The 22469-nt window shown below is 69.6% G+C and carries 24 protein-coding genes and 3 tRNA genes; 13 read left to right on the forward strand and 14 right to left on the reverse strand.

What is annotated here, in order from left to right:
* Positions 1–673: 673 nt before the first annotated feature.
* On the reverse strand, positions 674–1441 hold the full coding sequence (locus PSESU_RS07815; RefSeq protein WP_013535225.1) for an SDR family oxidoreductase: 768 nt from the start codon (positions 1439–1441) through the stop codon (positions 674–676).
* A 101-nt stretch (positions 1442–1542) separates the two neighbouring features.
* Between PSESU_RS07815 and PSESU_RS07820 the strand changes: the two genes are divergently transcribed.
* On the forward strand, positions 1543–2532 hold the full coding sequence (locus tag PSESU_RS07820) for an AraC family transcriptional regulator (RefSeq protein ID WP_013535226.1): 990 nt from the start codon (positions 1543–1545) through the stop codon (positions 2530–2532).
* A 71-nt stretch (positions 2533–2603) separates the two neighbouring features.
* Here the strand turns inward: PSESU_RS07820 and PSESU_RS07825 are convergent, their stop codons facing one another.
* Both PSESU_RS07825 and PSESU_RS07830 read right to left on the reverse strand, forming a co-directional pair.
* Positions 2604–3290, reverse strand: a complete 687-nt coding sequence (locus PSESU_RS07825) for a L,D-transpeptidase (protein WP_013535227.1) — start codon at positions 3288–3290, stop codon at positions 2604–2606.
* Between the two features lie 155 nt (positions 3291–3445).
* Entirely contained in the window at positions 3446–3709 is a 264-nt protein-coding gene (locus PSESU_RS07830) for a membrane protein (RefSeq protein WP_013535228.1), read from the reverse strand.
* Between the two features lie 307 nt (positions 3710–4016).
* On the opposite strand from PSESU_RS07830, the gene PSESU_RS16540 reads away from it, so the two are divergent.
* Both PSESU_RS16540 and PSESU_RS16150 read left to right on the forward strand, forming a co-directional pair.
* Positions 4017–4145 carry a hypothetical protein gene (locus tag PSESU_RS16540; RefSeq protein ID WP_267878625.1) on the forward strand — a complete coding sequence of 43 codons (129 nt, stop codon included), beginning with the start codon at positions 4017–4019 and terminating at the stop codon, positions 4143–4145.
* A 9-nt stretch (positions 4146–4154) separates the two neighbouring features.
* A complete protein-coding gene (locus PSESU_RS16150; protein ID WP_155942738.1) occupies positions 4155–4493 on the forward strand; it encodes a hypothetical protein in 339 nt (112 codons plus the stop codon).
* Positions 4494–4896: 403 nt separating this feature from the next.
* On the opposite strand, the gene PSESU_RS07835 is transcribed toward PSESU_RS16150, so the two are convergent.
* The 5 genes from PSESU_RS07835 to PSESU_RS07855 form a co-directional block, all read right to left on the reverse strand.
* Positions 4897–4972, reverse strand: a tRNA-Ala gene (locus PSESU_RS07835).
* Positions 4973–5010: 38 nt separating this feature from the next.
* Positions 5011–5086 (reverse strand) — tRNA-Glu (locus PSESU_RS07840).
* Positions 5087–5118: 32 nt separating this feature from the next.
* Positions 5119–5194: transfer RNA gene (locus PSESU_RS07845), tRNA-Ala, on the reverse strand.
* A gap of 21 nt (positions 5195–5215) precedes the next feature.
* Positions 5216–5998 carry a sulfurtransferase gene (locus PSESU_RS07850; RefSeq protein WP_013535229.1) on the reverse strand — a complete coding sequence of 261 codons (783 nt, stop codon included), beginning with the start codon at positions 5996–5998 and terminating at the stop codon, positions 5216–5218.
* Between the two features lie 33 nt (positions 5999–6031).
* Positions 6032–6397 (reverse strand): DUF6164 family protein, encoded by a 366-nt coding sequence (locus PSESU_RS07855; RefSeq protein WP_013535230.1) that lies wholly within the window; start codon positions 6395–6397, stop codon positions 6032–6034.
* A 75-nt stretch (positions 6398–6472) separates the two neighbouring features.
* On the opposite strand from PSESU_RS07855, the gene PSESU_RS07860 reads away from it, so the two are divergent.
* Both PSESU_RS07860 and PSESU_RS07865 read left to right on the forward strand, forming a co-directional pair.
* A complete protein-coding gene (locus tag PSESU_RS07860) occupies positions 6473–6913 on the forward strand; it encodes an FKBP-type peptidyl-prolyl cis-trans isomerase (protein WP_013535231.1) in 441 nt (146 codons plus the stop codon).
* 3 nt (positions 6914–6916) lie between these two features.
* Complete coding sequence (locus PSESU_RS07865; RefSeq protein ID WP_013535232.1) at positions 6917–8167, forward strand: TIGR03862 family flavoprotein; 1251 nt, start codon at positions 6917–6919, stop codon at positions 8165–8167.
* A gap of 28 nt (positions 8168–8195) precedes the next feature.
* Here the strand turns inward: PSESU_RS07865 and PSESU_RS07870 are convergent, their stop codons facing one another.
* Both PSESU_RS07870 and PSESU_RS07875 read right to left on the reverse strand, forming a co-directional pair.
* Positions 8196–8771, reverse strand: a complete 576-nt coding sequence (locus PSESU_RS07870) for a 2'-5' RNA ligase family protein (RefSeq protein WP_013535233.1) — start codon at positions 8769–8771, stop codon at positions 8196–8198.
* 8 nt (positions 8772–8779) lie between these two features.
* Positions 8780–9124: a RidA family protein gene (locus PSESU_RS07875; protein WP_013535234.1), complete on the reverse strand. Its 345-nt coding sequence runs from the start codon at positions 9122–9124 to the stop codon at positions 8780–8782.
* Positions 9125–9297: 173 nt separating this feature from the next.
* Here PSESU_RS07875 and PSESU_RS07880 point away from each other — a divergent pair, with 173 nt between their 5' ends.
* The 4 genes from PSESU_RS07880 (at position 9298) to PSESU_RS07895 (ending at position 12597) form a co-directional block, all read left to right on the forward strand.
* Positions 9298–10437, forward strand: coding sequence for a tetratricopeptide repeat protein (locus PSESU_RS07880; protein ID WP_013535235.1), 1140 nt, complete (start codon positions 9298–9300; stop codon positions 10435–10437).
* A gap of 77 nt (positions 10438–10514) precedes the next feature.
* Positions 10515–11663: a transglutaminase-like domain-containing protein gene (locus PSESU_RS07885; RefSeq protein ID WP_013535236.1), complete on the forward strand. Its 1149-nt coding sequence runs from the start codon at positions 10515–10517 to the stop codon at positions 11661–11663.
* Positions 11664–11672: 9 nt separating this feature from the next.
* Complete coding sequence (locus PSESU_RS07890) at positions 11673–11894, forward strand: RNA-binding S4 domain-containing protein (protein ID WP_013535237.1); 222 nt, start codon at positions 11673–11675, stop codon at positions 11892–11894.
* 88 nt (positions 11895–11982) lie between these two features.
* Complete coding sequence (locus PSESU_RS07895) at positions 11983–12597, forward strand: mechanosensitive ion channel family protein (protein WP_013535238.1); 615 nt, start codon at positions 11983–11985, stop codon at positions 12595–12597.
* Between the two features lie 18 nt (positions 12598–12615).
* Here the strand turns inward: PSESU_RS07895 and PSESU_RS07900 are convergent, their stop codons facing one another.
* From PSESU_RS07900 to PSESU_RS07915, 4 genes are all read right to left on the reverse strand, one after another.
* A complete protein-coding gene (locus tag PSESU_RS07900; RefSeq protein ID WP_013535239.1) occupies positions 12616–12882 on the reverse strand; it encodes a DksA/TraR family C4-type zinc finger protein in 267 nt (88 codons plus the stop codon).
* Between the two features lie 275 nt (positions 12883–13157).
* Positions 13158–13595, reverse strand: a complete 438-nt coding sequence (gene cueR, locus PSESU_RS07905; protein WP_013535240.1) for a Cu(I)-responsive transcriptional regulator — start codon at positions 13593–13595, stop codon at positions 13158–13160.
* The gene (locus PSESU_RS07910) at positions 13592–16072 is read right to left on the reverse strand and encodes a heavy metal translocating P-type ATPase (RefSeq protein ID WP_013535241.1); all 2481 of its coding nucleotides are present in this window, start codon (positions 16070–16072) and stop codon (positions 13592–13594) included. Before PSESU_RS07910 ends, cueR begins: the two co-directional genes overlap by 4 nt.
* Positions 16073–16597: 525 nt before the next feature.
* Entirely contained in the window at positions 16598–17638 is a 1041-nt protein-coding gene (locus tag PSESU_RS07915; protein ID WP_013535242.1) for a S66 peptidase family protein, read from the reverse strand.
* A gap of 167 nt (positions 17639–17805) precedes the next feature.
* Here PSESU_RS07915 and PSESU_RS07920 point away from each other — a divergent pair, with 167 nt between their 5' ends.
* From PSESU_RS07920 to PSESU_RS07935, 4 genes are all read left to right on the forward strand, one after another.
* Positions 17806–19041, forward strand: coding sequence for an efflux RND transporter periplasmic adaptor subunit (locus PSESU_RS07920; protein WP_203415155.1), 1236 nt, complete (start codon positions 17806–17808; stop codon positions 19039–19041).
* A 3-nt stretch (positions 19042–19044) separates the two neighbouring features.
* Positions 19045–20247 (forward strand): ABC transporter permease, encoded by a 1203-nt coding sequence (locus PSESU_RS07925; protein WP_013535244.1) that lies wholly within the window; start codon positions 19045–19047, stop codon positions 20245–20247.
* Complete coding sequence (locus PSESU_RS07930) at positions 20240–20944, forward strand: ABC transporter ATP-binding protein (RefSeq protein WP_013535245.1); 705 nt, start codon at positions 20240–20242, stop codon at positions 20942–20944. The genes PSESU_RS07925 and PSESU_RS07930 overlap by 8 nt, the downstream gene beginning before the upstream one ends.
* Positions 20945–21125: 181 nt before the next feature.
* Positions 21126–22280 (forward strand): PQQ-dependent sugar dehydrogenase, encoded by a 1155-nt coding sequence (locus tag PSESU_RS07935; RefSeq protein WP_013535246.1) that lies wholly within the window; start codon positions 21126–21128, stop codon positions 22278–22280.
* Positions 22281–22469: the final 189 nt, after the last annotated feature.

The raw sequence follows: 22469 nt of genomic DNA on the forward strand, positions 1-22469 counted from the left end.
CATTTGAACATAATCAGCATTATGCGAAATCACGTATGCAGCCAGAACTGGCCTGCGATGTCCCTGCCCGCTGCAAATCTCAGTCCGAAGTTTGGGGAACTTCGGCCCCGCGCCTGAAGATGTGGCTTGGCGTTTGTACTCGCTTGCCTGGCAAAGCAGCAGCCCGTCGTTCCCGCATCGCCAGCAGCTGCCTGCAATTGCCGCATGCTCATGTACGGCACGAGTACGCCGGACTAAAGCCGCGTCCGTCGGCCAGTTCCAGCAGGGTGCCGCCCGGACGTCCATCGCGCTTTCTTGCCGGATCCCGCGAACAGGACGCTGACCACGCGGTCCATTGGCTCGATCCTCGCGGTGAGTACCGCGGAAACCGCGATCAATGCGGGGGTTACCGCGATTGGCGTCATCCAGGTGCTTTCGTACCACATCGAGAACTGGACCAGCACCGGCTGGCCTTGAACTGCGCACATTTCCTGGGCTTTTGCGGCGCCACGACTGCGGGAAAATGCTCGCCCCCGCCGGCTAACGAGCATCTCCCCTCGGGCGCTGCTGCCGTTGCTCGTGCAGGAAACCAGTGGCGAGGACGACCGTCGGTGCGATCCTGGCCCGCAGGATCGATCCTGCCGTGCCGAGGAATGCTTTCATGCGTTCATCTTCGACGGCCGCCCTTCATGCCTCAGGCGGCTGACGCGTGGGCACGTGCCTGTCCCGCCCACTCTTCCGCATCCGCCCCCGCAGGAATGTACAGCGGCGCGGAGGGATCAGTGGCCGCGCACCAGACTGCCTCGGCGACGTCCAGGGCGCGCGTGCCGGGGCCGACGGAGCTGGCCATGCGGGTAATGGTTTCCTGCATGTACTGGCCGTACACCGGGTCGTCGAAGCCGCGCAGGCCGGCACGGGCGGATTCGCGGAAGCGGGTCTCGCCGGAGGAACCGGGCAGGACCAGGTGGGCGCGCAGGCCGAACTGTCCGATCTCGGCGGCGAGCGACTCGGTGATGATGTTCACCGCCGCCTTGGCGGCGCGGTAGGCGCCGATCAGCGGAAGCGGCCGGTAGATCGCGCTGGAGGTGACATTGATGATGACGCCCTGCCCGCGTTCGCGCATCCGCGGGAGCACGGCCTGCGCCATGGCGATGGTGCCGAAGGTGTTGGTCTCGAACAGGCTGCGCACGGTTTCCATGTCCATCAGCTCGAACGGTGCTGGCGCGCCGAATCCGGCGTTGTTGACCAGCACGTCGATCTCCCCTGCCCCGGCAACCGCGGCCTGGATGCTCTGCGGATCGGTGATATCCAGCGGGAGTACCAGCAGGTCGGGCGACGGCGGCAGCACCTCGTCGTTGGGCGTGCGCATGGTGGCGACGACGCGCCAGTCGCGCGCCAGGAAGTAGCGGGCGGTTTCCAGTCCAAAGCCTGAGGAGCAGCCGGTGATCAGTACGGTCTTCATTGCCGGGGTTCTCGCGTGTGGTGGGCGAGTCACCACGGTAGGCGCCGGCCCCCGTACTGCCTCCAATCAAAAGTCCTTTTCCCATTTGCGGGAGTCCGGCAATGGTCGATCCACTGGCGGAGATGATCCTGCTGCTCAGGCCCACCGCACGCTTCTCCAAGCAGGTGGTCGGCGCTGGAGCCTGGCGGGTAAGCCGTTCCGATGGCGGGGAATCCTTCTACTGCGTAGTGCTCGAAGGCGGCTGCAGGCTCAGGCTGGACGGGTGCGACACGGTGGTCTTGCAGGCTGGCGACTTCGTCCTGGTGCCGGCCGCCTACGGGGTCACCATGTCCAGCCTGCACGAGGTGGATCCCGCGGCCAGCTCGATCCCGGTCGAGCTGGAAAAAGGGTTCTTCCGCATCGGCGCGCAACAGGGCCCGACCGACATGCGCATCCTCGCCGGGCACTGCAGTTTCGATTCGCCGGATGCCGCCCTGCTGGTGCCGCTGATGCCGCAGCTCATCCATATCCGCGGTGAGGAACGCCTTGCAACCCTGGTGCGCTTGCTTGGCGACGAGTCACGCGGGAAGAGGCCTGCACGCGACGTGGTGCTGGCGCGGCTGCTGGACGTGCTGTTCATCGAGGCGCTGCGCTCGGCTTCCGCTTCGGGCGTGGATCGCGGCCTGGTGCTGGCGCTTTCGGATCCGCGCCTTGCCGCTGCGATCCGCGCAATGCATGCGCATCCGGCAAGGGTCTGGACCGTCAACGAGCTGGCCAGCGAGGCCGCACTCTCCCGCTCGGCCTTCTTCGACCGCTTCAACCGGGTAATGGGCATGCCGCCGATGGAGTACCTGCTGGCCTGGCGCATGGCGCTGGCCAGGAACCTGCTGCGACATGGGGATATCGGCATCGCCGAGGTCGCCCAGCGCGTCGGCTACAGCTCGGCCAGCACCTTCAGCGTCGCGTTTTCGCGGCATGTCGGCATGCCGCCTGCACGGTACGCGCGCGGTGTCGAGGTCGCCACACGGCAGGAAGCCGATGGGCTGGGCCTGGATCCGTTCCAGCCAACCAGGCCAGACGGGATCGGGATTACCACGACCGCGCCTGCATGAATTCCGGTAGCCAGGCAGCCCGGTGAACGCGTGCATGCCGGAGCAGCGATTGGCCGCCCTGCCCTCGCTACCTACTGGTCGGCGCCGCGCGACCGCCGTCCTTCCTTGCGCTGCGCCGTAGGCCGGCTCTCCACGAATTCGGGGAAGGTGTCGGCCAGCGAATCGGTCTCGGGCAGGATGTAGAACACGCCGCCACGCTGGAAGGTGGGGCTCACGACCTGCTCGTAGAAGTCGGGCGCGACATTGATGCAGCCGTGGGTGATGCGGTTGTCGTCCGGCTGCGGAGAAGCCAGGCGCTCGGGGCGCTTCTCGGACTTCACGCCAGTGGCGGTCGGATGGATCGAGACGGCGGAGTCGTAGTCGACCCACAGCACGCGTCCAGCATCGATCGAGGGGCCATAGCCACCGACAAAGCGGCCGGCCGGCGTCGTACGGTCCCTGCCAGGAATCTCGCGAAGTGCGAGGCCGGCAACCCCAGGTGCCACATGGTCACCAATGGCCGAACCAAACAGGCCCGGGGCCGCGCCACGCAGCTTCCCGTCGCCACCGAACACCAGGATCTGTGCGGAGGCCTTGTCCATGATCGCGAAGGGGTAACCCTCGCTGTCGCGGGTCGCCACCACCCATCCCGCCAGTTCGATGACGGTATCCGAGACATCCTGGCCTTCCGGCAGCAGGTCGACGGCACTGGTGACCTCGTCCGCAGGAGCGGCCTCGTCGGCACTGGCGAGGAACGGAAGCGAAAGGCCTAAGGCCAACGCAAGAACGCCGCCACGGCCAACAAGCTTCGAACGGTGCGTATGCATGCTGACGGAACGACTCCCTGTATCCACTTCTGGTGCCCAAAAGCCCGATGGCCCTCTCGGGCCATCGGGTCACGGCTTACGCCGCGTGTTGCATCAGGAACGAACGATCAACCACGCGGCGTGCGACGCGGGGCGGATTCGAGCTGCTGGACGCGGCTCTCGATCTGGTCCAGGCGCTGGTTGGCGCGCTGGGCCGACTGGTTGGCGGATTCGGCGCTCTGCGCCGCACCCTGCACCCGCGAGTCGAGCTGGTCGAGCCGCGAGTTGATGGTCGCGAATTCCTTGTCATAGCTTGCGCAACCACCAAGACCCAGGCCGGCAACCATCGCCACGCCGAGCGTCATAGCCAGATTTCGCTTGGTCCGGAACATTCAAATCCTCCTTCGTCTGGGGTGTCGGAATATAGCCGCCTTTTCGTTGGCGTCATGACCCGAATTCAGCTGATGTTATGAAACGTAAATGGAGCGTGACAACAACCTCGTGAGGTGTCCGACATGCAGCCGAGCTCACGGGCCGAGTGTGAACCATTCCATGGTGCACGCGGCGTGTAGCTGATATGGGCACGACGAGAAGGACGCTCGACGCTTCCAGGTCGCGCGCATGCGACCAAACCCCGCGTCTGGGTATCCGACGTCCGGGACCGATGATGCTAGTTTTGGTTCCTGTCAGGAGACCGCCATGAACACACTGACCGGTTCCGCCGGATGTCGATCAGCAACCGCCCTGCTGCTGTCAGCAATGGCGATCCTGGGGTTGCCCTGCCTGCAGCTCCCAGTGCACGCCCAGACCATCGATGCGGGTGGCTAGGCCAACCTGATGCAGCAGCACACCATGATGCGCAACCAGAGCACTGGCGATGGACCCGAGTGGGTGGATCGCGAGGCACTGCGCAGGAAGCATGGCGGCAAGGTGCTACCCGGGTCCCGGGGCATACCCGAACCTGCGGCCGCTGTGGAAGGTGCTGCAGCCGATCGCGCTTTGCTGGCACATGACATGAGTCGAGCCATGGAACGCCGGCGCGCCGAGCTGCGGCCGGAGTATGAGCGACGTGTGCGCCACGATGGCCAGGAAAGCGCGGATCGCTGGTTGCGCGAAGTGGCTGCCGAAATGGGGCGCCGCGATGGCGAAGCGGCCAAAGGACGTTACGGGAAATAGGCAAATGGAGGGGGCAACCCTTCCCCTCCCCGTGATGCGACCGTGGCTTGGTTCGATTGACTACCGGGCTGCCAAGGCGGCCTGGTAAGTCGCACTGCACCGGGGGTGGAAGATTTTCCGGTAGCTGTTCGTTTGATCGCCCGCCCGAACGCGGCGTCCGCTATCCGGGGACCGGCTAGTTCTGGATACCCGCATCGCACTGCCACGGATCTGGGAGCGACGCGGGACGGGCATCCCCAGCGGGTGTCGGGACGATGGCTTCGGGATGACGCCGGGATCCCGCGACCGGACCAGGATGCAATAGGCGCGCGTCCGGAACAGCACCGCACGCGCGCACGATTGCAGCGTGCAGACGCATGCCGTGGTCAGGATCGGGAATCGTTGCGCGGATACACCAGGAATATGGTGGAGCCAGGCGGGATCGAACCGCCGACCTCCTGCATGCCATGCAGGCGCTCTCCCAGCTGAGCTATGGCCCCACGAGCATCGACCCGAAGGTTGATGCGGTACCGCTGAGTGGCGTCCCCACGGGGATTCGAACCCCGGTCGCTACCGTGAAAGGGTAGTGTCCTAGGCCTCTAGACGATGGGGACATATCGTCGCTTCGCCCGGCTTGCGCCGGATTTGGTGGAGCCAGGCGGGATCGAACCGCCGACCTCTTGCATGCCATGCAAGCGCTCTCCCAGCTGAGCTATGGCCCCACGAAGCTGAGGGCGCGAATATTAGACAGTCCCCGTAACTTGCGCAAGCATTTCTTCACGAATTTCTTCATCGACCAGTGGACGCAGTTCCGGGTCCACCGCCACGCGCTCGTCGAAGACGAAGCAGCGGCCGTCATATCCCTGTCCGCCCACCTGCTCGAACCAGCCCAGGATGCCGCCCTCCAGCTGCAGGACGTTGTCCATGCCGTCCTGGCGCATCCACAGCGCGGCCTTCTCGCAGCGGATGCCGCCGGTGCAGAAACTGACCACGGTCGCCTCGGCCAGGGCCTCGCGGTGCGGGGCCAGTGCCTGCGGAAGTTCCGTGAACTTCGTGATCGGCAGGGTCAGCGCGCCCTCGAAGGTGCCGTAGGCCACTTCCTGGGCGTTGCGGGTGTCGAGCATCACCACTGGCCGGCCTGCGTCGTCGCGGCCGCCCTGGGCCAGCCAGCGCGCGACCGTCGCCGGATCCACCGCCGGCGCGCGTTCGCCCTGCGCCAGCGGCGTGGCCTGGGGACGGCGGAAGCTGATGATCTCCGGCTTCACCTTCACCTTCAGGCGGGCGAACGGGACCGAACCGCTGGGGCTGTAGCGCGGCTTCAGCGCGGCCAGGCGCGGGTCGGCGCGCAAGCCGTCGACGAAACCGTGCAGGGCCTGCTCCGGGCCGGCAAGGAACAGGTTGATGCCCTCGCCTGCGACGAGGATGGTGCCCTTGAGATCGGCGGCCTGCGCGGATTCGTGCAGGCGTGCGGCAAGCGCGTGCGGATCGTCGATGTGGACGAAGAGATAGGCGGCGAGGTTGAGCATGGCGCCATTGTAAGGCGCGCCCCTGCCCCGCCCTCAGCGCAGCAGCCACCAGGGCAGGGCCAGGGTCGCGGCGAGGATCGCGATCATCGCCAGCAGCCGCGGCAGTACGTAGGCCGGCTGGGTACGCAGCTGCTGCATGAAGGTCTCGTGCTCGCCGCGCGCTTCCCGCTCGCGCGCTTCGGCGCGGGCCTGTTCGCGGCGCTGCGCCTGGTACTCGTCCAGCAGGGCGCGGGCGCGCGGATAGTCCGCCTTGTCGCGCAGCCACAGTCCTGGCGCCGAAAAGCCGAGCATGCCGGCTTCGGTCTCGTACCACTCCAGGCCATGCCGGTCGAGCAGCGCCCGCACCTCGGACGCCTCGTCGGCGGGAACGTTGCGCAGCGGAAACAGCAGTTTGGCCATGCGCGCATGATACCCGCCATCGCCGCAGCGACCGCGGCGGTTTACCCTTGCGTCCCCCCTGCACCTCCGCCTGCCATGCGCCGCCTCCTGCCCTGCCTTGCCCTGCTCTGCACCCTCTTCCTGGTCGCCTGCAACGAGTCGGCCCCGTGGCCTGGCGGCTCGGTGGCTGGCCTGGAACGCATCGACGAGGTCATTGGCGAGGGTGCCGAGGCCACGCCGGGCAGCAAGGTGAGCGTGCATTACACCGGTTGGCTCTATGACGAGCGCGTGCCGGAGAAGCGCAGTCGCAAGTTCGACAGCTCGCTGGACCGCGGCCAGCCCTTCAGCTTCGTGCTGGGCGCCGGCCAGGTGATCCGCGGCTGGGACGACGGCGTGGCCGGCATGCGCGTGGGCGGCAAGCGCACGCTGCTGATCCCGTCCGAGCTTGGCTATGGCAGCCGCGGCGCCGGCCGGGTGATCCCGCCCAACGCCTCGCTGGTGTTCGAGGTCGAGCTGCTGGACGTGGAAGCGCGCTGATCCATGCCTGGTCCGGTAATCCAGCTGCCCGGGCTTGCCATCGTCGGCGGTGGTCCAGCCGGCCTGATGGCCGCCGAAGTGGCGCGCGCGGCCGGGATCGAAGTCGATCTTTACGAGGCCAAGGGCTCGGTCGGCCGCAAGTTCCTGATCGCCGGCAAGGGTGGGCTCAACCTCACCCATGCCGAGCCCATGCCCGGTTTCGCCCGCCGCTACGGCGTGCGCGGGACCGAGGTTGCCGCCTGGCTGGCGGACTTCGGCGCGGACGAGCTGCGCCAGTGGGCGCGCGGGCTGGGCGTGGAGACCTATGTCGGCAGCTCCGACCGGGTGTTCCCGCTGGACCGCAAGGCCGCCCCGCTGCTGCGCGGCTGGGTGCGGCGCCTGAAGGAACAGGGCGTGCGCTTCCACGTGCTGCACCGCTGGGAAGGCTGGGATGCCGACGGCCACCTGCGTTTCAGCACGCCCGAGGACGAAGTCCTGGTACGTGCGCCGGCCACGGTGCTGGCGACGGGCGGTGGCAGCTGGCCGCAGCTGGGCTCGGATGGCGCCTGGGTGGATGCGGTTGCAGCCGCGGGTATCGACGTGGCGCCGCTGGTGCCTTCCAACTGCGGCTTCGACATCGGCTGGAGCCAGCATTTCGCGAACCGCCATGCGGGTGCCCCGCTCAAGCCGGTGATCGCCCACTGGCAGGACCCGGACGGAAGCTGGCGTTCGCTGCAGGGCGAATGCGTGGTCACCACCACCGGCATCGAAGGCAGCCTGGTCTATGCGCTGTCGGTGCCGCTGCGCGATGCGATCAGCCGCGATGGGCACGCCATCCTGCACCTGGACCTGGTGCCCGGGCGCGACTTGGAGCGTCTGCGTAGCGACCTGGCCAAGCCACGCAAGGGGCGCAGCCTCAGCGAGCACCTGCGCCGCCAGGCCGGCGTGGACGGGGTCAAGGCCTCGTTGCTGCGCGAAGTGCTCGATGCCCAGGCGATAGCCGACATGGACCTCGTCGCCGCCACGCTCAAGCGCCTGGCGCTGGTGCTCAGGCGTCCACGGCCGATGGCCGAGGCGATCAGTACCGGTGGCGGCGTGCGCCTGGAGGCGCTGGACCAGGGCCTGATGGCCACTGCCCGGCCCGGCGTGTTCTGCGCCGGCGAGATGCTGGACTGGGAAGCGCCGACTGGCGGCTACCTGTTGACCGCGTGCTTCGCCAGCGGCCTGCGCGCGGGCCGTGCCGCGGCGCGATGGCTGCAGGCCGGCCGCGACTGAGTCCGGCAACGGCGGGCCGGCAGCGGGATCAACCCGGCGCCAGCGGCCACTCCCCCAGCACGGCGTAGCGCGTTCCGCCCTGCGTGCGCAGGCTCTGCAGCAGGGCGAAGCCGCGTACCTGCCATTCCACGGCCGGCACCGGTCGTGGCGGAAAGCGCACGCTGGCGCGGCGACGCACGGTGACATGCGGCGCGAACGCAGGGCCGGGCGGCAGCCGGATCCGTCGCGCGGCCAGCGCGGCAGCCAGGGCCTGGTGCAGGCTGGCCAGCTGCGGCGGTGGCTCCGAGGGCCGCAACACCCAGATCGACTCGCCATGGCCGAAGCATTCGGCCTGGTCCAGTCGCAGGCCGAAACCCGGCAGGCTTACCTGGGCCGCCGCGATGCAGGCGTCCTCGACCAGGGCCTGCGGCAGCTGCGACCACTCGCCCAGCCAGTGCAGGGTCAGGTGCAGGCGTGCGTCAGGCACCCCTGCGCCACGCTGCGGCGGCAGCACGGCTTCCAGTGCCTGCTGCGCAGCACGGATCCCGGCCACCACCGGTGGTGCCGGCAGCAGCGCGAAGAACAGGCTGTGGTGTTCGTCGGCGGCGGCGAACAGGTCGTCCACGGTGCCGATCAGACCGCGGCTGTGACCACGATCTCGACCTTCCAGGCCGCGTCCGCCAGCCTGGCCTGCACCGTGGCGCGGGCGGGGGTATGGCCCTGCGGCACCCACTCTTCCCAGGCCTTGTTCATGCCGGCGAACTCGCCGATATCGGCCAGGAAGATCTCCGCGCGCAGGATCTTCGTCTTGTCGCTCCCGGCCTGGGCCAGCAGCGCATCGATGGCCTCCAGCACCTGGCGGGTCTGGCCGGTGATGTCCTGGCTGGTGTCCTCCGGGATCTGCCCGGCGAGGTAGGCCACGCCGTTGTGGACGGTCATCTCGGACATGCGCGGGCCGGTTTCGAAACGCTGGATCATCGGATTTCCCTGTAGGCGGACGTGGAACCCCGCGGGCGCGGCGGCGGCGCAGGATACAACGCCGCCCGGGACGCACGTGGTCGCCAAAGGTTGCCCCCGAAACCGCAATTCCAGTCAATCCGCGCTCAGCCGGCAGGCATACACTGGCCCAAGGCATCGACCTGGAGGGGGTCATGTTCGCACTGGCACTGGTGGCGGCCCTGGCCGCATCGCAACCGGCTTCGGTCCCGGCCCCCGGAATCACCGATCTGCCTGCCGTCCCGGCGCGACCACCGGCCCGGGTACAGACGCGCGACGAGGTGATGGCGGTTCCGCCGGAACTGCTGGCCCTGCTCCAAGAGCGCGTGATCGGTCCGGGTGGGAGCCGCGAGCAGCAGGTCGAGCGCCTCGTCGCCCTGGTGTTCGACAAGGACGGGCTCGCCGTCCAGTACGACAATGACCGCACCCGCACGGTGGCCGAGACCTGGCGCGACCGCCGCGCCAACTGCCTGTCGTACACCCTGCTGTTCGTGTCCCTTGCGCGGGCCGCCGGGATGGATGCGCAGGTCCAGGAGGTCGGCGAGGTGCTCTCGTGGTACCAGGACGGCGGCGTGATCTACAGCGCCAACCACGTCAATACCGGCATCCGCAACGGCATCCAGAACCAGACCATCGACGTGGACCGCAATATCCTGGTCAGCCGTAGCCGGCCGCGTGGCGTCGACGACGATCGCGCCCTGGCCCACTTCCACAACAACCGCGGCGCCGAATTGATGGCCGAAGGCGACCTTGGCGGTGCCCTCGCCTCGCTGGAGGCGGCGCTGGAAGAGGACGACAGGTTCGTGCCTGCCTGGAACAACCTGGGCGTGCTGCTGCAGCGGCTGGACGACACCGGCGGCGCCCGCCGCGCCTTGGAGACCGGGCACCGGCTCGATCCGGACCATGCCTCCACCCTTACCAACCTGGTCGCGCTTTATCGCCGCATCGGCGAGGACGCGCTGGCACGCAACCATGCGCTGAAGCTCGACCAGATCCAGGCCAACGATCCCTTCCACCAGTTCATGCTCGCCATGGAATGCGAGAACCGGGGCGACTACGCCTGCGCGATCAGCCACTACCGCGTCGCGATCAGGATCCAGGAAGGCGAGCACCAGTTCCATTTCGGCCTGGCACGCGCGTACTTCCTCGACGGCCAGCCGGGAAACGCCCAGCGCGAGCTTGGCCGCGCCCTGACCCTGGGCGGTAGCGAACAGGTACGCGAAGTCTACCGGCGCAAGCTCGACCACCTGCGGCGCTGGCAGGCTGGCGAGGGCCACGCCCTGTATACGCCCTAGCCGCGGGATCGAACCGGCGTCCGGCTTTGCCGGACCAGCGAATTGCATCTGGTGCAGCACGCAGCGGGAGGTGGGTCATGTATGCACTGGCATTGGCGGCGGCGCTGGCCGCGGCACCCATGGAGGGCCTGCCCGCTCCGGCGACGGTGTCGGAGCCGTCCACCCTGCCCACGGTCCAGGCGACCCAGTACATCCCCGGCATCGACGAGGTGCTGGAGATCCCGCCCGGGCTGCGGGCGATGCTGCAGGAGCGGGTGATCGCGCCCGGCGGCAACCGCGAGAAACGCCTGGAGCGACTCGCTGCCATGGTCCTGGAGGCCGATGGCCTGGCCCTGGCCTACGACAACGACCGCACCCGCACCGTGGCCGAGACCTTCCGCGACCGGCGCGGCAACTGCCTGTCCTTCACCCTGCTGTTCGTCGCCCTCGCCCGGGCGGCCGGGATGGAGGCGAACGTGCAGGAAGTCAGCGAGGTCCTGGCCTGGTACCGGGATGCGGGCGTGATCTACGGCGCCAGCCATGTCAACGCCGGCATCCGCAGCGGCATCCGCCTGCACACCCTGGACCTGGAGCGCAACATCCTCGCCATGCGCGACAGCCCGCGGAGGATCGACGACACGCGTGCCCTCGCCCACTTCCGCAACAACCGCGGCGCCGAGCTGATGGCCGCGGGTGACCTCGGCGGCGCACGTGCGCAGCTCGACGCCGCGACCGAGGCCGACCCCGGCTTCGTGCCGGCCTGGAACAACCTCGGCGTGCTGGAAATGCGTGCCGGGAACATCGAGGCGGCCACGCGCGCGCTTCGCACCGCCTGGAGCCTGGCCCCGGAACACACGGCCACCCTGTCCAACCTGGTGAAGCTGTATGAGCGCAGCGGCCAGTCCCGGGAGGCTGCGGACTTCGTCGCCCGCCTGGAACAGGTGCGGCGCAACGACCCGTTCGCCCAGTTCGTGCTCGCCCTGGGCTGCGAGGAGACCGGCAACTACGCCTGCGCGGTCACCCACTACCGCAACGCCATCCGCCTGCAGGCACGCCAGCACGCGTTCCACTTCGGCCTGGCGCGGGCCTACTTCCTGGGTGGCGAGCTGGACCTTGCGCGGCGCGAGATGGCGCGCGCGGCGAGGCTCGGCGACACCGACCGGGTCCGCGAGATGTACCGGCGCAAGCTGGACCACCTGGAGCGCTGGCCTGGCATCGAGGACGGACACGCCTTGAACGCACGCTAGACTTGGCTGATGGAAACCATCGATTTCGAGCTCCAGGGCGAGCATGTGGAACTGAACCAGCTGCTCAAGCTGGTTGGACTATGCGACAGCGGCGGCGCCGGCAAGGCCCTGGTGGCCAGTGGCGTGGTCGAGGTCGATGGCATCCAGGAGCTGCGCAAGACCTGCAAGATCCGCGCGGGCCAGGTCGTCACCGCGCCCGGCGTCGAGGTGCGGGTCCTGCCCCTCGGGTGAGCCGGCTCCCGCCGGTCGCCGTCGGGCCGCGGCAGTCTCCTAGAATGGCGGGCGAAGCGGCCGTCCCGGCCGCAAGCAAGCGAACCGGATGAAGCATCACCTGCCCGAGTGGCTGCAGGGTTGGCTGGGCACGATCGTGCCGATCGGCCAGGCCCTGCTGATCGTCCTTGCCGCCTGGCTGCTGCAGCAGCTGGTGCGCCGCCTCGTGCGGCGGCTGATGGACAGGCGCGGGCTGCCCCCGGAGATGGGGGTGGTCCTGCACCGGGTCTCGGCTGCCCTGATCGGCTTCGGCGCGCTGCTGATGGTGCTGGAGCGGCTGGGTGTGTCCGGCACCGTGCTGTGGACCGCCTTCACCAGCTTCGCCGCGGTCGGCGCGGTGGCGTTCTTTGCCGCCTGGAGCGTGCTGTCCAACATCTTCTGCACGGTGCTGATCTTCACCACCCGCCCGTTCCGCCTGTACGACTACATCGAGGTGGTCGAGAACGGCGAGAAACCCGGGCTCAAGGGCCGGGTGGTCGACATCAACCTGATCTACACCACCCTGCAGGAAGTGCCGCGCGATCCGGAACATGCGGGCAGCAGCCTGCAGGTGCCCAACAGCCTGTTCTTCCAGCGCGTGGTCCGGCGCTGGCGTGGCAGCGAGGTCCCGGTGGCGTGGATGGCGCCGCCTGCCGCGGCCGTGATCGAGGGTGGATCGACGTAAGCGGCCCGGACTGGAGACTCAGCGCAGCTGGCTGTCCTTGCTGCCGCGCCGGTTGTAGCCGGCGAAGTTCGCCTCCTCCTCGTCCTGCGCGGCCTGGCAGGTCACGCAGAGGCGCACGCCGGGCACCGCGCGGCGGCGCGCCTCGGGGATCGGTGCATCGCATTCCTCGCAGCGTTCCAGGCTCGGGCCCTTGGGCAGCCGTGAGCGCGCGCGCTCGACCCCGTCCTTGACGGTCGCGTCGATCTGTTCGTTGACGGCGTTGTCGCCCGCCCATCCGGTCGCCATGGGACACCTCCTGCTCGGCAGTACAGATACAGCCTGCCCCGGCCTATGTGAATCCCCGGCAAGTGCTGCTCGCTCTCCCGGCCAGTCTCCATTCTCTTCCGTGGGGGGGAGGCGCCAGGTCCTGTGGGCACGGGCCGGGCGCGGAGCGGGCTCCGGGGAGTGAGGGCCAGCCAATTGGAGATGGCACCGGTTCTTGCCAAGGCATGGCGCACTTCGACGACCGCCCCTCGCCGCCCGCCCGATCTTCTCCCGATCCCTCTCCGATGCGAGCGGCTCTAGCCGCACCTCCCTTCCAGATCATCGAGGATCGGACACTCCGGCCGCTCATCGCCGTGGCACTGGCTGGCCAGCGCCTCCAGGGTGCGCTGCATCGCCTGCATCTGGGCGATGCGCTCGCCCAGTTCGGCCGCGTGTTGCAGCGCGAGCTGCCTGACATCGGCGCTGGCGCGGGAACGGTCCGACCACAGCGCCAGCAGCAGGCCGATCTGCTTCATGCCAAAACCCAGCGCCCGCGCCCGGCTGATGAAGCGCAGGCGGTGCACATCGGCTTCGGCGTACAGCCGGTAGCCGGCAGCCGTGCGCGGCGGCGGCGGGACCAGGCCGATCTCCTCGTAGTGGCGGATCATCTTGGCGGACACGCCCGAGCGTGCAGCGGCCTCGCCTATGGAATGCAGGCCGTCGCCTGCCGCGGGTGCCTTCGCGCCGCGGCTCACGACTTCTTCCCCGCGTCCGCCGCCGGACGCCAGTGCCGCAGCAGCAGGGTATTGGCCACCACGCTGACCGAGGAGAACGCCATCGCCGCGCCAGCCAAGGCCGGACTGAGCAGGCCGGCGGCGGCCAGCGGGATGCCGATGACGTTGTAGCCGAAGGCCCAGAACAGGTTCTGGTGGATCTTGCCGGTGGTGCGCCGGGACACGTCGATGGCGTCGGCCACCAGTTGCGGTTGCGAGCGCATCAGGGTGATCGCCGCGGCGTGCATGGCCACGTCGGTGCCCGAGCCCATGGCGATGCCGACATCGGCGGCGGCCAGCGCCGGGGCGTCGTTGATGCCGTCGCCGACCATCGCCACCACGCCGCCGGACTTCAGTGCCTCGATGGCGGCGACCTTCTGCTCCGGGCGTACCTCGGCCTGGACCTCGTCGATGCCCAGCGCCTGCGCCACCGCGCCAGCGGCACCGCGGTTGTCGCCGGACAGCATCACCGTGCGCACGCCCATCGCGCGCAGGCGCTCGATGGCAAGGCGCGCACCCGGGCGCGGCTGGTCGCGGAAGGCCAGCAGGCCGCGCAGTACGCGCTGGCCGCCCTGCTCCACCGCCAGCCAGGACAGGGTGTGGCCGCTGGCTTCCAGCTCACGGGCCCGCGGCAGCAGCGCGTCCACGGCCACGCCAGCCTCCTGCATCAGGGCCAGGTTGCCGATCCAGGCCATGCGCCCGTCCACCCTGCCGCGCACGCCACGACCGGGCAGTGCCTGCAGTTCGTTCGCCGGTGCCGCCTGCACGCCCTCGTGCAGCACGGCCTGGGCCAGCGGATGTGCGCTGTGCTGCTGCAGCGCCGCGGCCAGCGCCAGCAGTGCATCGCGATCGCCATCCATCGGGATTGCTTCCAGCAGGCGCGGCTCGCCCACGGTCAGCGTGCCGGTCTTGTCGAAGGCCACCACCTGGATCGAGCGTGCCAGCTCCAGTGCGTGAGCGTCCTTGACCAGGATGCCGGCACGCGCGGCCACGCCGGTGCCGGCCATGATCGCGGTTGGCGTGGCCAGGCCCAGGGCACAGGGACAGGCGATCACCAGCACCGAGACCGCATTGAGGATGGCGCGGTCCCAGTCGCCGGTAGCGAGTCCCCAGCCCAGCAGGGTCAGCAGGGCCAGCACCAGGATCACCGGCACGAACACCGCGGCGACCCGGTCCACGGTGCGCTGGATCGGTGCCTTCACCGCCTGCGCGTCCTCGACCAGGCGCACGATGCGCGACAGCGCGGTCTCGGCGCCCGTGGCCGCGGTGCGCACCACGACCACGCCATCGGCGTTCACCGCGCCGGCCGTGACCCGGTCGCCCGGGTCCTTGGCCACCGGCACCGATTCACCGGTGACCAGGGACTCGTCGGCATGGGTGCGGCCCTCCTCGACGATACCGTCCACCGGGAAGCGCTCGCCGGGCCGCACCACCACCAGGTCGCCCACCGCCACCTGTTCGACCGGCACTTCGGATTCGCCCTGCGGCGTGCGCAGTCGCGCCGTGGTCGGACGCAGCGCCTGCAGGGCGCGGATCGCCCCGGTGGTCTGGCGCTTGGCGCGTCCCTCCAGGAACTTGCCCAGCAGGACCAGGGTGATGATCGCGGCCGAACCCTCGAAGTACAGCGGTGCGTGCGCGCCCTCGCGCAGCAGGTGGAACACGCTCAGGCCGTACGCCGTGGTCGTGCCCAGCGCCACCAGCAGGTCCATGTTTCCGGTGCCGGCGCGCAGCGCGCCCCAGCCCGCACGGTAGAAGCGCGCGCCCAGCCAGAACTGCAGCGGCGTGGCGAGCACGAGCTGGAGCCAGCCCGGCAGCATCCAGTGCCTGCCGAACGGCATGCCGACCATCGGCAGGACCAGTGGCGCGGCCAGCACGATGGCGATGGCCAGGTGGCGGGCCTCGGCGGACAGCTTCGGCTTTGCAGGCGTCGTGGTGGTCGCAGCGCCACGGGCGCCAACCCCGGCGGCAGGAGATTCCGCTCCCGCGTCTCCCGACGCAGGCGCTTCCGGCGCGGCAATCCGGTAACCGGCCTTGCGCACGGCCTCGGCCAGCACGGCTGGATCGACCGGGCCGGCGGTATGCACCCGCGCCCGCTCGGTCGCCAGGTTGACCGAAACCCCGACCACGCCCGGCACCGCGGCCAGGGCCCGTTCCACCCGGCCCACGCAGGATGCGCAATGCATGCCTGCGATCGCCAGGTCGGCCTCGCCCGCCGGCACGCGGTAGCCGGCCTTCTCCACCGCGGCGACCACTTCGGCCGCAGGCGGCAGCGATGCCCCACGGATCTCGGCCATTGCGCTGACCACGTTGACGCTGACTGATTCCACGCCAGGCAACGCCGCCAGGGCGCGCTCGACCCGCCCGGCGCAGGACGCACAGCTCATGCCTTCGACGGGCAGGCGAATTGACGCGGAAGGGCCGCTGGGGGCGGCAGGCACGACGGTGTTCTGGGTATCCATGGGCTACATGGTGGACCTTCCCATGATGGGAAGGTCAAGCGGGGATTCGGGATTCGGGATTCGGGATTCGGGATTGGTGATTGGTGATTCGGGATTGGTGATTGGTGATTCGGCATTCGTGATTCGCAGGGCCGCCCGCGACTCGTCACGCGCCAGGCCACGAGCCTTGGCGGAAGGACGCGTAGTCCGGGTAAGCGCAGCGCACCCGGGGACGCCGGACGAAGTAGCCCCTCCGGATTCGCCGAAGACGCGTTGCGCCGGTTGTGTCCCGGCAGCAGCCATGGATGGCCGCGGTAGCGAGTACGCACATGGATGTGCGCCCGGCGCCCGGCGGCCGGGGCCCGGCGCGACGCGGCTCCTTCCGAAGTCCGCGCTTGTAACCGAATTGGATCACCCGCGTGCGACTTGTCGCCCGCCAGGGGCCCAGCCCTCTCCCCTACCCGCTCCGCGCCCGCAGGACGCGGCTGTTCGACGGCATGACCAGCAATGGCGCGAGAGCCATGCCGTCCCGCCCGGGGCGAGGGACTACCGCAACACCGGCTCCAGCAGCCGGAAGGTTCCCGCATCCGCGTCCATCTCCACCATCCCGCCCACCGGCACGATGAACTGCTCGCGCAGGTGGCCGATCAGGGCGCCGCGGTAGGCGGGAATGCCCAGTGGGCGGATGTGGTCGTCGAGGACCTGCTCGATGCTCAGGGAGCCATGGCCTGCGCCGGGATCGCAGTCGGTGCATTGGCCGAAGATGAAACCGGCGATGCGGTCCAGCACCCCGGCCAGCTTGAGCGTGGTCAGCATGCGGTCCACCCGGTACGGCGCCTCTTCCACGTCCTCCAGGAACAGGATCGCGCCGTCGAACGCCGGCAGGTAGGGCGAGCCGGCCAGGCCGACCAGGACCGACAGGTTGCCGCCCAGCAGCGGCCCGCGGGCACGGCCACCGTGGATGGCCATGGTGCGGTTGCCACGCTGGACCAGCTCGTCCTCGTCCGGCACCGGGTTGCGGTACTCCAGCAGCTCGCGCTGCAGGAACAGGCGGCGGAACTGGTCGACCACGAAGCTGTTCCAGCTGCCGGCGCCGATCGGGCCGTGGAAGGTCACCAGCCCGGTCCTGGCCTGGATCGCGCAATGCAGCGCGGTAATGTCCGAATAGCCCAGCAGGACCTTGGGATTGCGCCGGATCAGGCCGTAGTCCAGCAGCGGCAGCAGGCGCGCCGCCCCGGCGCCACCGCGCACGCATACCACCGCCTTTACTTCCGGGTCGGCGAACATGCGATTGATGTCGCCGGCGCGTTCGGCATCGGTACCGGCCAGGTGGCCACGGCGCGCGGCGTAGTGCTCTCCAGCACGGACCCTGAAGCCCAGCGCCTGCATCACCTCGGCGGCCAGCTGCAGCTTGAGGCTGTCGTCGGTGGCCGAGGACGGGCTGACCAGGCCGACCATGTCGCCGGGCCGCAGCGCCGGAGGCAGCAGCCGGGTGGGCGCGGGGCCCGCCGCAAGGGCACGCCCCGCTCCGCCAAAGGCCAGCAGCGACGCCGCCATCGCGCCGCCCAGGAAGTCACGTCTGTACATGCATTACCCCAGCCAGGCCAGTGGCGAGCCTAGCAACCGGCCATGGCCGCGGCCAGCATGGACCACGCCGTGCGCCGTCATTGTCGCCTACACGTGGGGCGGGCGAAGATTGGCGACCTCCTGCTCCAGGCTTGGCCATGCCCCACCCTCGCAAGCGGCGCCGTTGGATGATCGCGACCGCCCTCGTCCTCCTGCTGGTGCTGCTGTCGTGGGCCATGGCCCGCTGGCGCGGTCCGGTGCTTCCGGGATACGAGGTCGCCGCCGGGCCGCTGGTGCAGAACGTGGTGGCCACCGGCCGGGTCGCGGCGCTGTCGCGGGTGCAGGTCGGCGCGGAGATCTCCGGCCTGGTGCTGGAACGCCGGGTAATGGAAGGCGACCGGGTCGAACCGGGCGACGTACTGGTGGTGCTGCGTGCGGTGGATATCGAAGCCCGCCGCAACGAGGCGCGGGCCGCGCTGGAAACCCTGCGCAAGGCCGACCGTCCCGACGCCCAGGCCCGCTACCGCCAGGCCCAGGCTGACCTCGCCCAGGCCGAGCGCGAGGCCCAGCGCCGGCGCGAACTCGGCGAGCGCCAGCTGGTGTCGCGCGAGAGCGTCGAGCAGGCCGCGCAGGCGGTGGTCGCGGCCCGTGCCGCGGCCGGGCAGGCGCGCGTGGCCGCCGAATCCGTGGCCAGCGGCGGCGCCCTGGAAGCGCAGGTGATCGAACGCCTGCGTGCCGCCGAGGCCGACCTGGAGCGTGCGGTGATCCGCTCCACCGTGGCCGGCACCGTGCTGGTCCGCCAGGTCGAACCCGGCGATGCCGTCACCCCCGGCCAGGTGCTGCTGGAGATCGCGGCCGACGCCCCGGGCGAGATCCTGCTGCCGCTGGACGAGAAGAACCTGTCCCTGCTCGAGGTCGGCCAGCCGGCCACCTGCGTCACCGACGCCTTCCCGGGCCGCCCGTTCGCCGCCACCGTCCACCACATCGCGCCGGGCATCGATCCGGCACGCGGCACCGTCGACGTGCGCCTGCGGATCGATCCGTCCGCCGATTTCGTCCGCCAGGACATGACCGTGACCGCGACCCTCCTTACCGGCCGTCGCGACAGCGCCCTGGCCGTTCCCAACGATGCCCTGCTCGGCAACGGCCCCGGCGCCAGCCGCGCCGAGGTGCTGCGCGTGCGCGGCGGGCGCGTGGAACGGGTGCCGGTGACGCTTGGCCTGCGCGGCCTGGCGATGACCGAGGTCAGCGTAGGCCTGGCCGAAGGCGACACGGTGCTGGCTGCCAGCACCCTGGATGACGGGGAACTGCCCGCGGACGGCGATCGCGTGCGCCTGCGCGTGCAGGCGATGCCCGCCGCCCGGCCGGCGGCCGCCAGCAGCGAGGACCAGGACCTGCCGGGCGCCATCCAGGGCGGCGGCTGAGCCATGTGGATCGAAGCCACCATCGCCATGCGCTTCCTGCGCCAGGGCCGCGCGCAGTCGCTGCTGATCCTGTGCGGCATCGCGGTGGGCGTGGCGGTGATCGTGTTCGTCACCGCGCTGATCTCCGGCCTGCAGCAGAACCTGATCGACCGCACGCTCGGCACCCAGGCCCACGTCCGGGTCGAGGCACCGCGCGAGGTGAACCTGCTCGCGCCGGCGCCGGCGGGCACACTGCAGCTGGTGCTGGAGGATCCACGCCCGCAGTCGCTGCGTCCGATCGACGACTGGCTGCAGGTGCGCGACGTGATCGAGCGCCTGCCCGAGGTCACCGCCGTGTCACCGATCGTGTCGGGGCCGGCATTCGGCCGCCGCGGTGACGCCACCGAGTCCGTGGCCCTGGTCGGCATCGACCTGGAGCGCTACATCCGGGTGATCCCGCTGGACGAGCACGTGGTCGAGGGCCGGCTCGAGGTCGGCTCGGGCAACGGCATGATCGGCAACAAGCTTGCTGAGGACCTGGGCCTGCGCACCGGTGGCAAGCTGCGCCTGGATGCCGGCGACGGCCGCGAGGCGGTGATCAATGTCTCCGGCATCTTCGAGCTGGGCGTCAGTGAGCTGGACGCGCGATACGTGTACCTGGACCTCAAGCAGGCGCAGGCGCTGCTGGGCCTGCCCGGCGGCGTCACCGTGATCGACGTGACCGTGGACGACGTGTTCGACGCCGACCGCACCTCCGCGCGCATCCGCGGCCTCACCGGGCTGCAGGCCGAGAGCTGGATGGAGACCAACGCCCAGCTGATGAACGCGCTGACCTCGCAGAGCATGTCCACCAACATGATCAGCTTCTTCGTCGCCATCTCGGTGGCGCTGGGCATCGCCAGCGTGCTGGCGGTGAGCGTGGCCCAGCGCACCCGCGAGATCGGCATCCTGCGCGCGATGGGCACGCGCCGGCGTCAGATGCTGCAGGTGTTCCTCGTCCAGGGCGCGGTACTGGGCCTGATCGGCTCGGCCATCGGCGCTTTCGCCGGCTGGGGTCTGGCGGTCTCGTTCAACTCGTTCGGCCCGAAGCTGTTCACCATCGACCTGCCGCCGAGCCTGGTGCCCGCGGCGATGGCGCTGGCCACCCTTGCCGGCATCGGCGCGGCCCTGGTCCCGGCCTGGCGCGCCTCGCGCCTGGATCCGGTGGAGGCGATCCGGCATGCCTGAGTTGCGCGAGGTCCTGCGCCTGGAAGGGCTGCGCAAGTCCTACAACATCGGCCAGCCGAACGAGGTCGAGGTGCTGCACGGCATCGACCTGCGCCTGGACAGCGCCGACTTCGCGGCACTGGTAGGTCCCTCCGGTTCGGGCAAGAGCACCCTGCTCAACCTGGTCGGCCTGCTTGATTCGCCCACCGCAGGCGAGCTGTACCTCGGCGGCCAGCCGACCCGGGAGATGGACGACGAGGCACGCACCGCGCTGCGTGGCCGGCATATCGGCTTCGTGTTCCAGTTCCACCACCTGATCGGCGCGTTCACCGCGCTGGAGAACGTGCTGATGCCGTGGATGGTCGCCCACGGCAAGCCCGACCGTGAAATCCTGGACATCGCCCGCGGCCTGCTGGCGGACGTGGGCCTGGAGAAGTTCGCCGACCGTCGCCCGGACCAGCTTTCCGGCGGCCAGCAGCAGCGCGTGGCGATCGCCCGTGCCCTGGTCACCCGCCCTTCCCTGCTGCTGGCCGACGAGCCCACCGGCAACCTCGATACGAAGACGGCAGCTTCGGTGTTCGAGCTGCTGCGTCGCTTCAACGAGCAGTTCGGCTGCGCGGTGCTGGTGGTGACCCACGACCCGCGCCTGGCCGAGACCTGCGACCGCACCATCACCCTGGTCGACGGCGCGGTGCAGTCCGACGAACGCCACGGTTGATGGCCCGTCGTTCCCTTCTCCTGTCGGGAGCAGGGCGGTCAGCCACGTAGCCCGGATAAGGCCGCAGGCCGCATCCGGGGGCCCTTGCCCGAACAGAGCGGGTTCCACGAACGTCATTGACGCCCGCCCAAGGCTCCAGCAGTTACCGTGGCCGGCACGCTTCCATCGGCAAGGAGACACCATGAAACCCACCGCGCTTTCCCTCGCGCTGGCCACGCTGCTGGCGACCGGCGCCGCCGCCATCGTTCCGGCCCATGCCGCCGGCCAGGCGCAGGCCACCGTTGCCCCGGCGCCGTTCGAGGTCGTCGAAGTGCAGCGCTTCGAGGCCCCCTGGGCCATGACCTTCCTTCCGGATGGCCGCCTGCTGGTGACCGAGATGGCGGGCAGCCTGCGCCTGTTCGACCCGGCAAGCGGCAAGGTCGGCTCGGTCGCCGGCGTGCCCAAGGTGGCCCATGGCGGCCAGGGTGGCCTGGGCGACGTGGTGCTGCATCCACGCTTTGCCGACAACCAGCTGGTCTACATCAGCTACAGCGAGGCCGGCGAAGGCGGTACCGCCGGCGCGGCCGTGGCCCGGGCGAAGCTGCTCCTGGACAAGGATGGCGGCGGCCAGCTCGACGGACTGCAGGTGATCTGGCGCCAGCAGCCCAAGGTCAGCGGCCAGGGCCACTTCGGCCAGCGCATCGCGTTCGACCGTGACGGCAAGCTGTGGATCAGCTCCAGCGAGCGCCAGAAGTTCGATCCGGCCCAGGACATGAAGGCCAACCTGGGCAAGATGATCCGCCTCAACGACGATGGCAGCGTGCCTTCCGACAACCCGTTCGTGGACCAGGGCGGCGTGGCCGCGCAGGTGTGGTCGCTGGGCCACCGCAACATCCTCGGCGTGGCCTTCGACGGCGAGGGCCGGCTGTGGGCGCACGAGATGGGGCCCAAGGGCGGCGACGAGCTCAACCTCATCGAACGTGGCGCCAACTACGGCTACCCCATCGTCTCCAACGGCGACCATTACGACGGCAAGCCGATCCCCGACCACGACACCCGCCCGGAATTCCACGCCCCGGCAGTGAGCTGGAACCCGGTGATCTCGCCGGCCGGCTTCGTGATCTACAGCGGCGACCGTTATCCGGGCTGGACGGGCTCCGGCCTGATCGGCGGCCTGTCGTCCAAATCGCTGGTGCGGATCGCCTTCGATGGCACGAACGCGCGCGAGGCCGAACGCTACGACATGGGCCGCCGCATCCGCGAAGTCGAACAGGGCCCCGATGGCACCGTCTGGCTGCTGGAGGACGGCACCCGCGACGCCAAGGGCTGGCTGCTGCGCCTGGATCCGAAGAACTGACCGGCTGCCCTCCCCCTTTAAAGCCCTTCCCCTATGGGTGAGACGGCATGGCACCGCGTGCCACTGGCGCGCATGCCGTCGAAAGCCCGCGTCGCTGACGCGGGCCGGGGCGCGGAGCGGGTTGGAGAGGGTCAATAGCTTGCATCCATCCGAAACTGCACTCTGACCCCGGTTTCCCGGGTGCGCTTC

The organism is Pseudoxanthomonas suwonensis 11-1 (genome assembly GCF_000185965.1).
Classification (GTDB): domain Bacteria; phylum Pseudomonadota; class Gammaproteobacteria; order Xanthomonadales; family Xanthomonadaceae; genus Pseudoxanthomonas; species Pseudoxanthomonas suwonensis_A.

Bases quoted from the DNA above. Each gene is read 5' to 3' on its own strand.
- PSESU_RS07815 (WP_013535225.1), bottom strand. From the start codon at position 1,441: ATGAAGACCGTACTGATCACCGGCTGCTCCTCAGGCTTTGGACTGGAA.
- PSESU_RS07820 (WP_013535226.1), top strand. From the start codon at position 1,543: ATGGTCGATCCACTGGCGGAGATGATCCTGCTGCTCAGGCCCACCGCA.
- PSESU_RS07830 (WP_013535228.1), bottom strand. From the start codon at position 3,709: ATGTTCCGGACCAAGCGAAATCTGGCTATGACGCTCGGCGTGGCGATG.
- PSESU_RS16540 (WP_267878625.1), top strand. From the start codon at position 4,017: ATGAACACACTGACCGGTTCCGCCGGATGTCGATCAGCAACCGCCCTG.
- PSESU_RS16150 (WP_155942738.1), top strand. From the start codon at position 4,155: ATGCAGCAGCACACCATGATGCGCAACCAGAGCACTGGCGATGGACCC.
- PSESU_RS07850 (WP_013535229.1), bottom strand. From the start codon at position 5,998: ATGCTCAACCTCGCCGCCTATCTCTTCGTCCACATCGACGATCCGCAC.
- PSESU_RS07855 (WP_013535230.1), bottom strand. From the start codon at position 6,397: ATGGCCAAACTGCTGTTTCCGCTGCGCAACGTTCCCGCCGACGAGGCG.
- PSESU_RS07860 (WP_013535231.1), top strand. From the start codon at position 6,473: ATGCGCCGCCTCCTGCCCTGCCTTGCCCTGCTCTGCACCCTCTTCCTG.
- PSESU_RS07865 (WP_013535232.1), top strand. From the start codon at position 6,917: ATGCCTGGTCCGGTAATCCAGCTGCCCGGGCTTGCCATCGTCGGCGGT.
- PSESU_RS07875 (WP_013535234.1), bottom strand. From the start codon at position 9,124: ATGATCCAGCGTTTCGAAACCGGCCCGCGCATGTCCGAGATGACCGTC.
- PSESU_RS07880 (WP_013535235.1), top strand. From the start codon at position 9,298: ATGTTCGCACTGGCACTGGTGGCGGCCCTGGCCGCATCGCAACCGGCT.
- PSESU_RS07885 (WP_013535236.1), top strand. From the start codon at position 10,515: ATGTATGCACTGGCATTGGCGGCGGCGCTGGCCGCGGCACCCATGGAG.
- PSESU_RS07890 (WP_013535237.1), top strand. From the start codon at position 11,673: ATGGAAACCATCGATTTCGAGCTCCAGGGCGAGCATGTGGAACTGAAC.
- PSESU_RS07895 (WP_013535238.1), top strand. From the start codon at position 11,983: ATGAAGCATCACCTGCCCGAGTGGCTGCAGGGTTGGCTGGGCACGATC.
- PSESU_RS07900 (WP_013535239.1), bottom strand. From the start codon at position 12,882: ATGGCGACCGGATGGGCGGGCGACAACGCCGTCAACGAACAGATCGAC.
- PSESU_RS07910 (WP_013535241.1), bottom strand. From the start codon at position 16,072: ATGGATACCCAGAACACCGTCGTGCCTGCCGCCCCCAGCGGCCCTTCC.
- PSESU_RS07915 (WP_013535242.1), bottom strand. From the start codon at position 17,638: ATGTACAGACGTGACTTCCTGGGCGGCGCGATGGCGGCGTCGCTGCTG.
- PSESU_RS07920 (WP_203415155.1), top strand. From the start codon at position 17,806: ATGATCGCGACCGCCCTCGTCCTCCTGCTGGTGCTGCTGTCGTGGGCC.
- PSESU_RS07925 (WP_013535244.1), top strand. From the start codon at position 19,045: ATGTGGATCGAAGCCACCATCGCCATGCGCTTCCTGCGCCAGGGCCGC.
- PSESU_RS07930 (WP_013535245.1), top strand. From the start codon at position 20,240: ATGCCTGAGTTGCGCGAGGTCCTGCGCCTGGAAGGGCTGCGCAAGTCC.
- PSESU_RS07935 (WP_013535246.1), top strand. From the start codon at position 21,126: ATGAAACCCACCGCGCTTTCCCTCGCGCTGGCCACGCTGCTGGCGACC.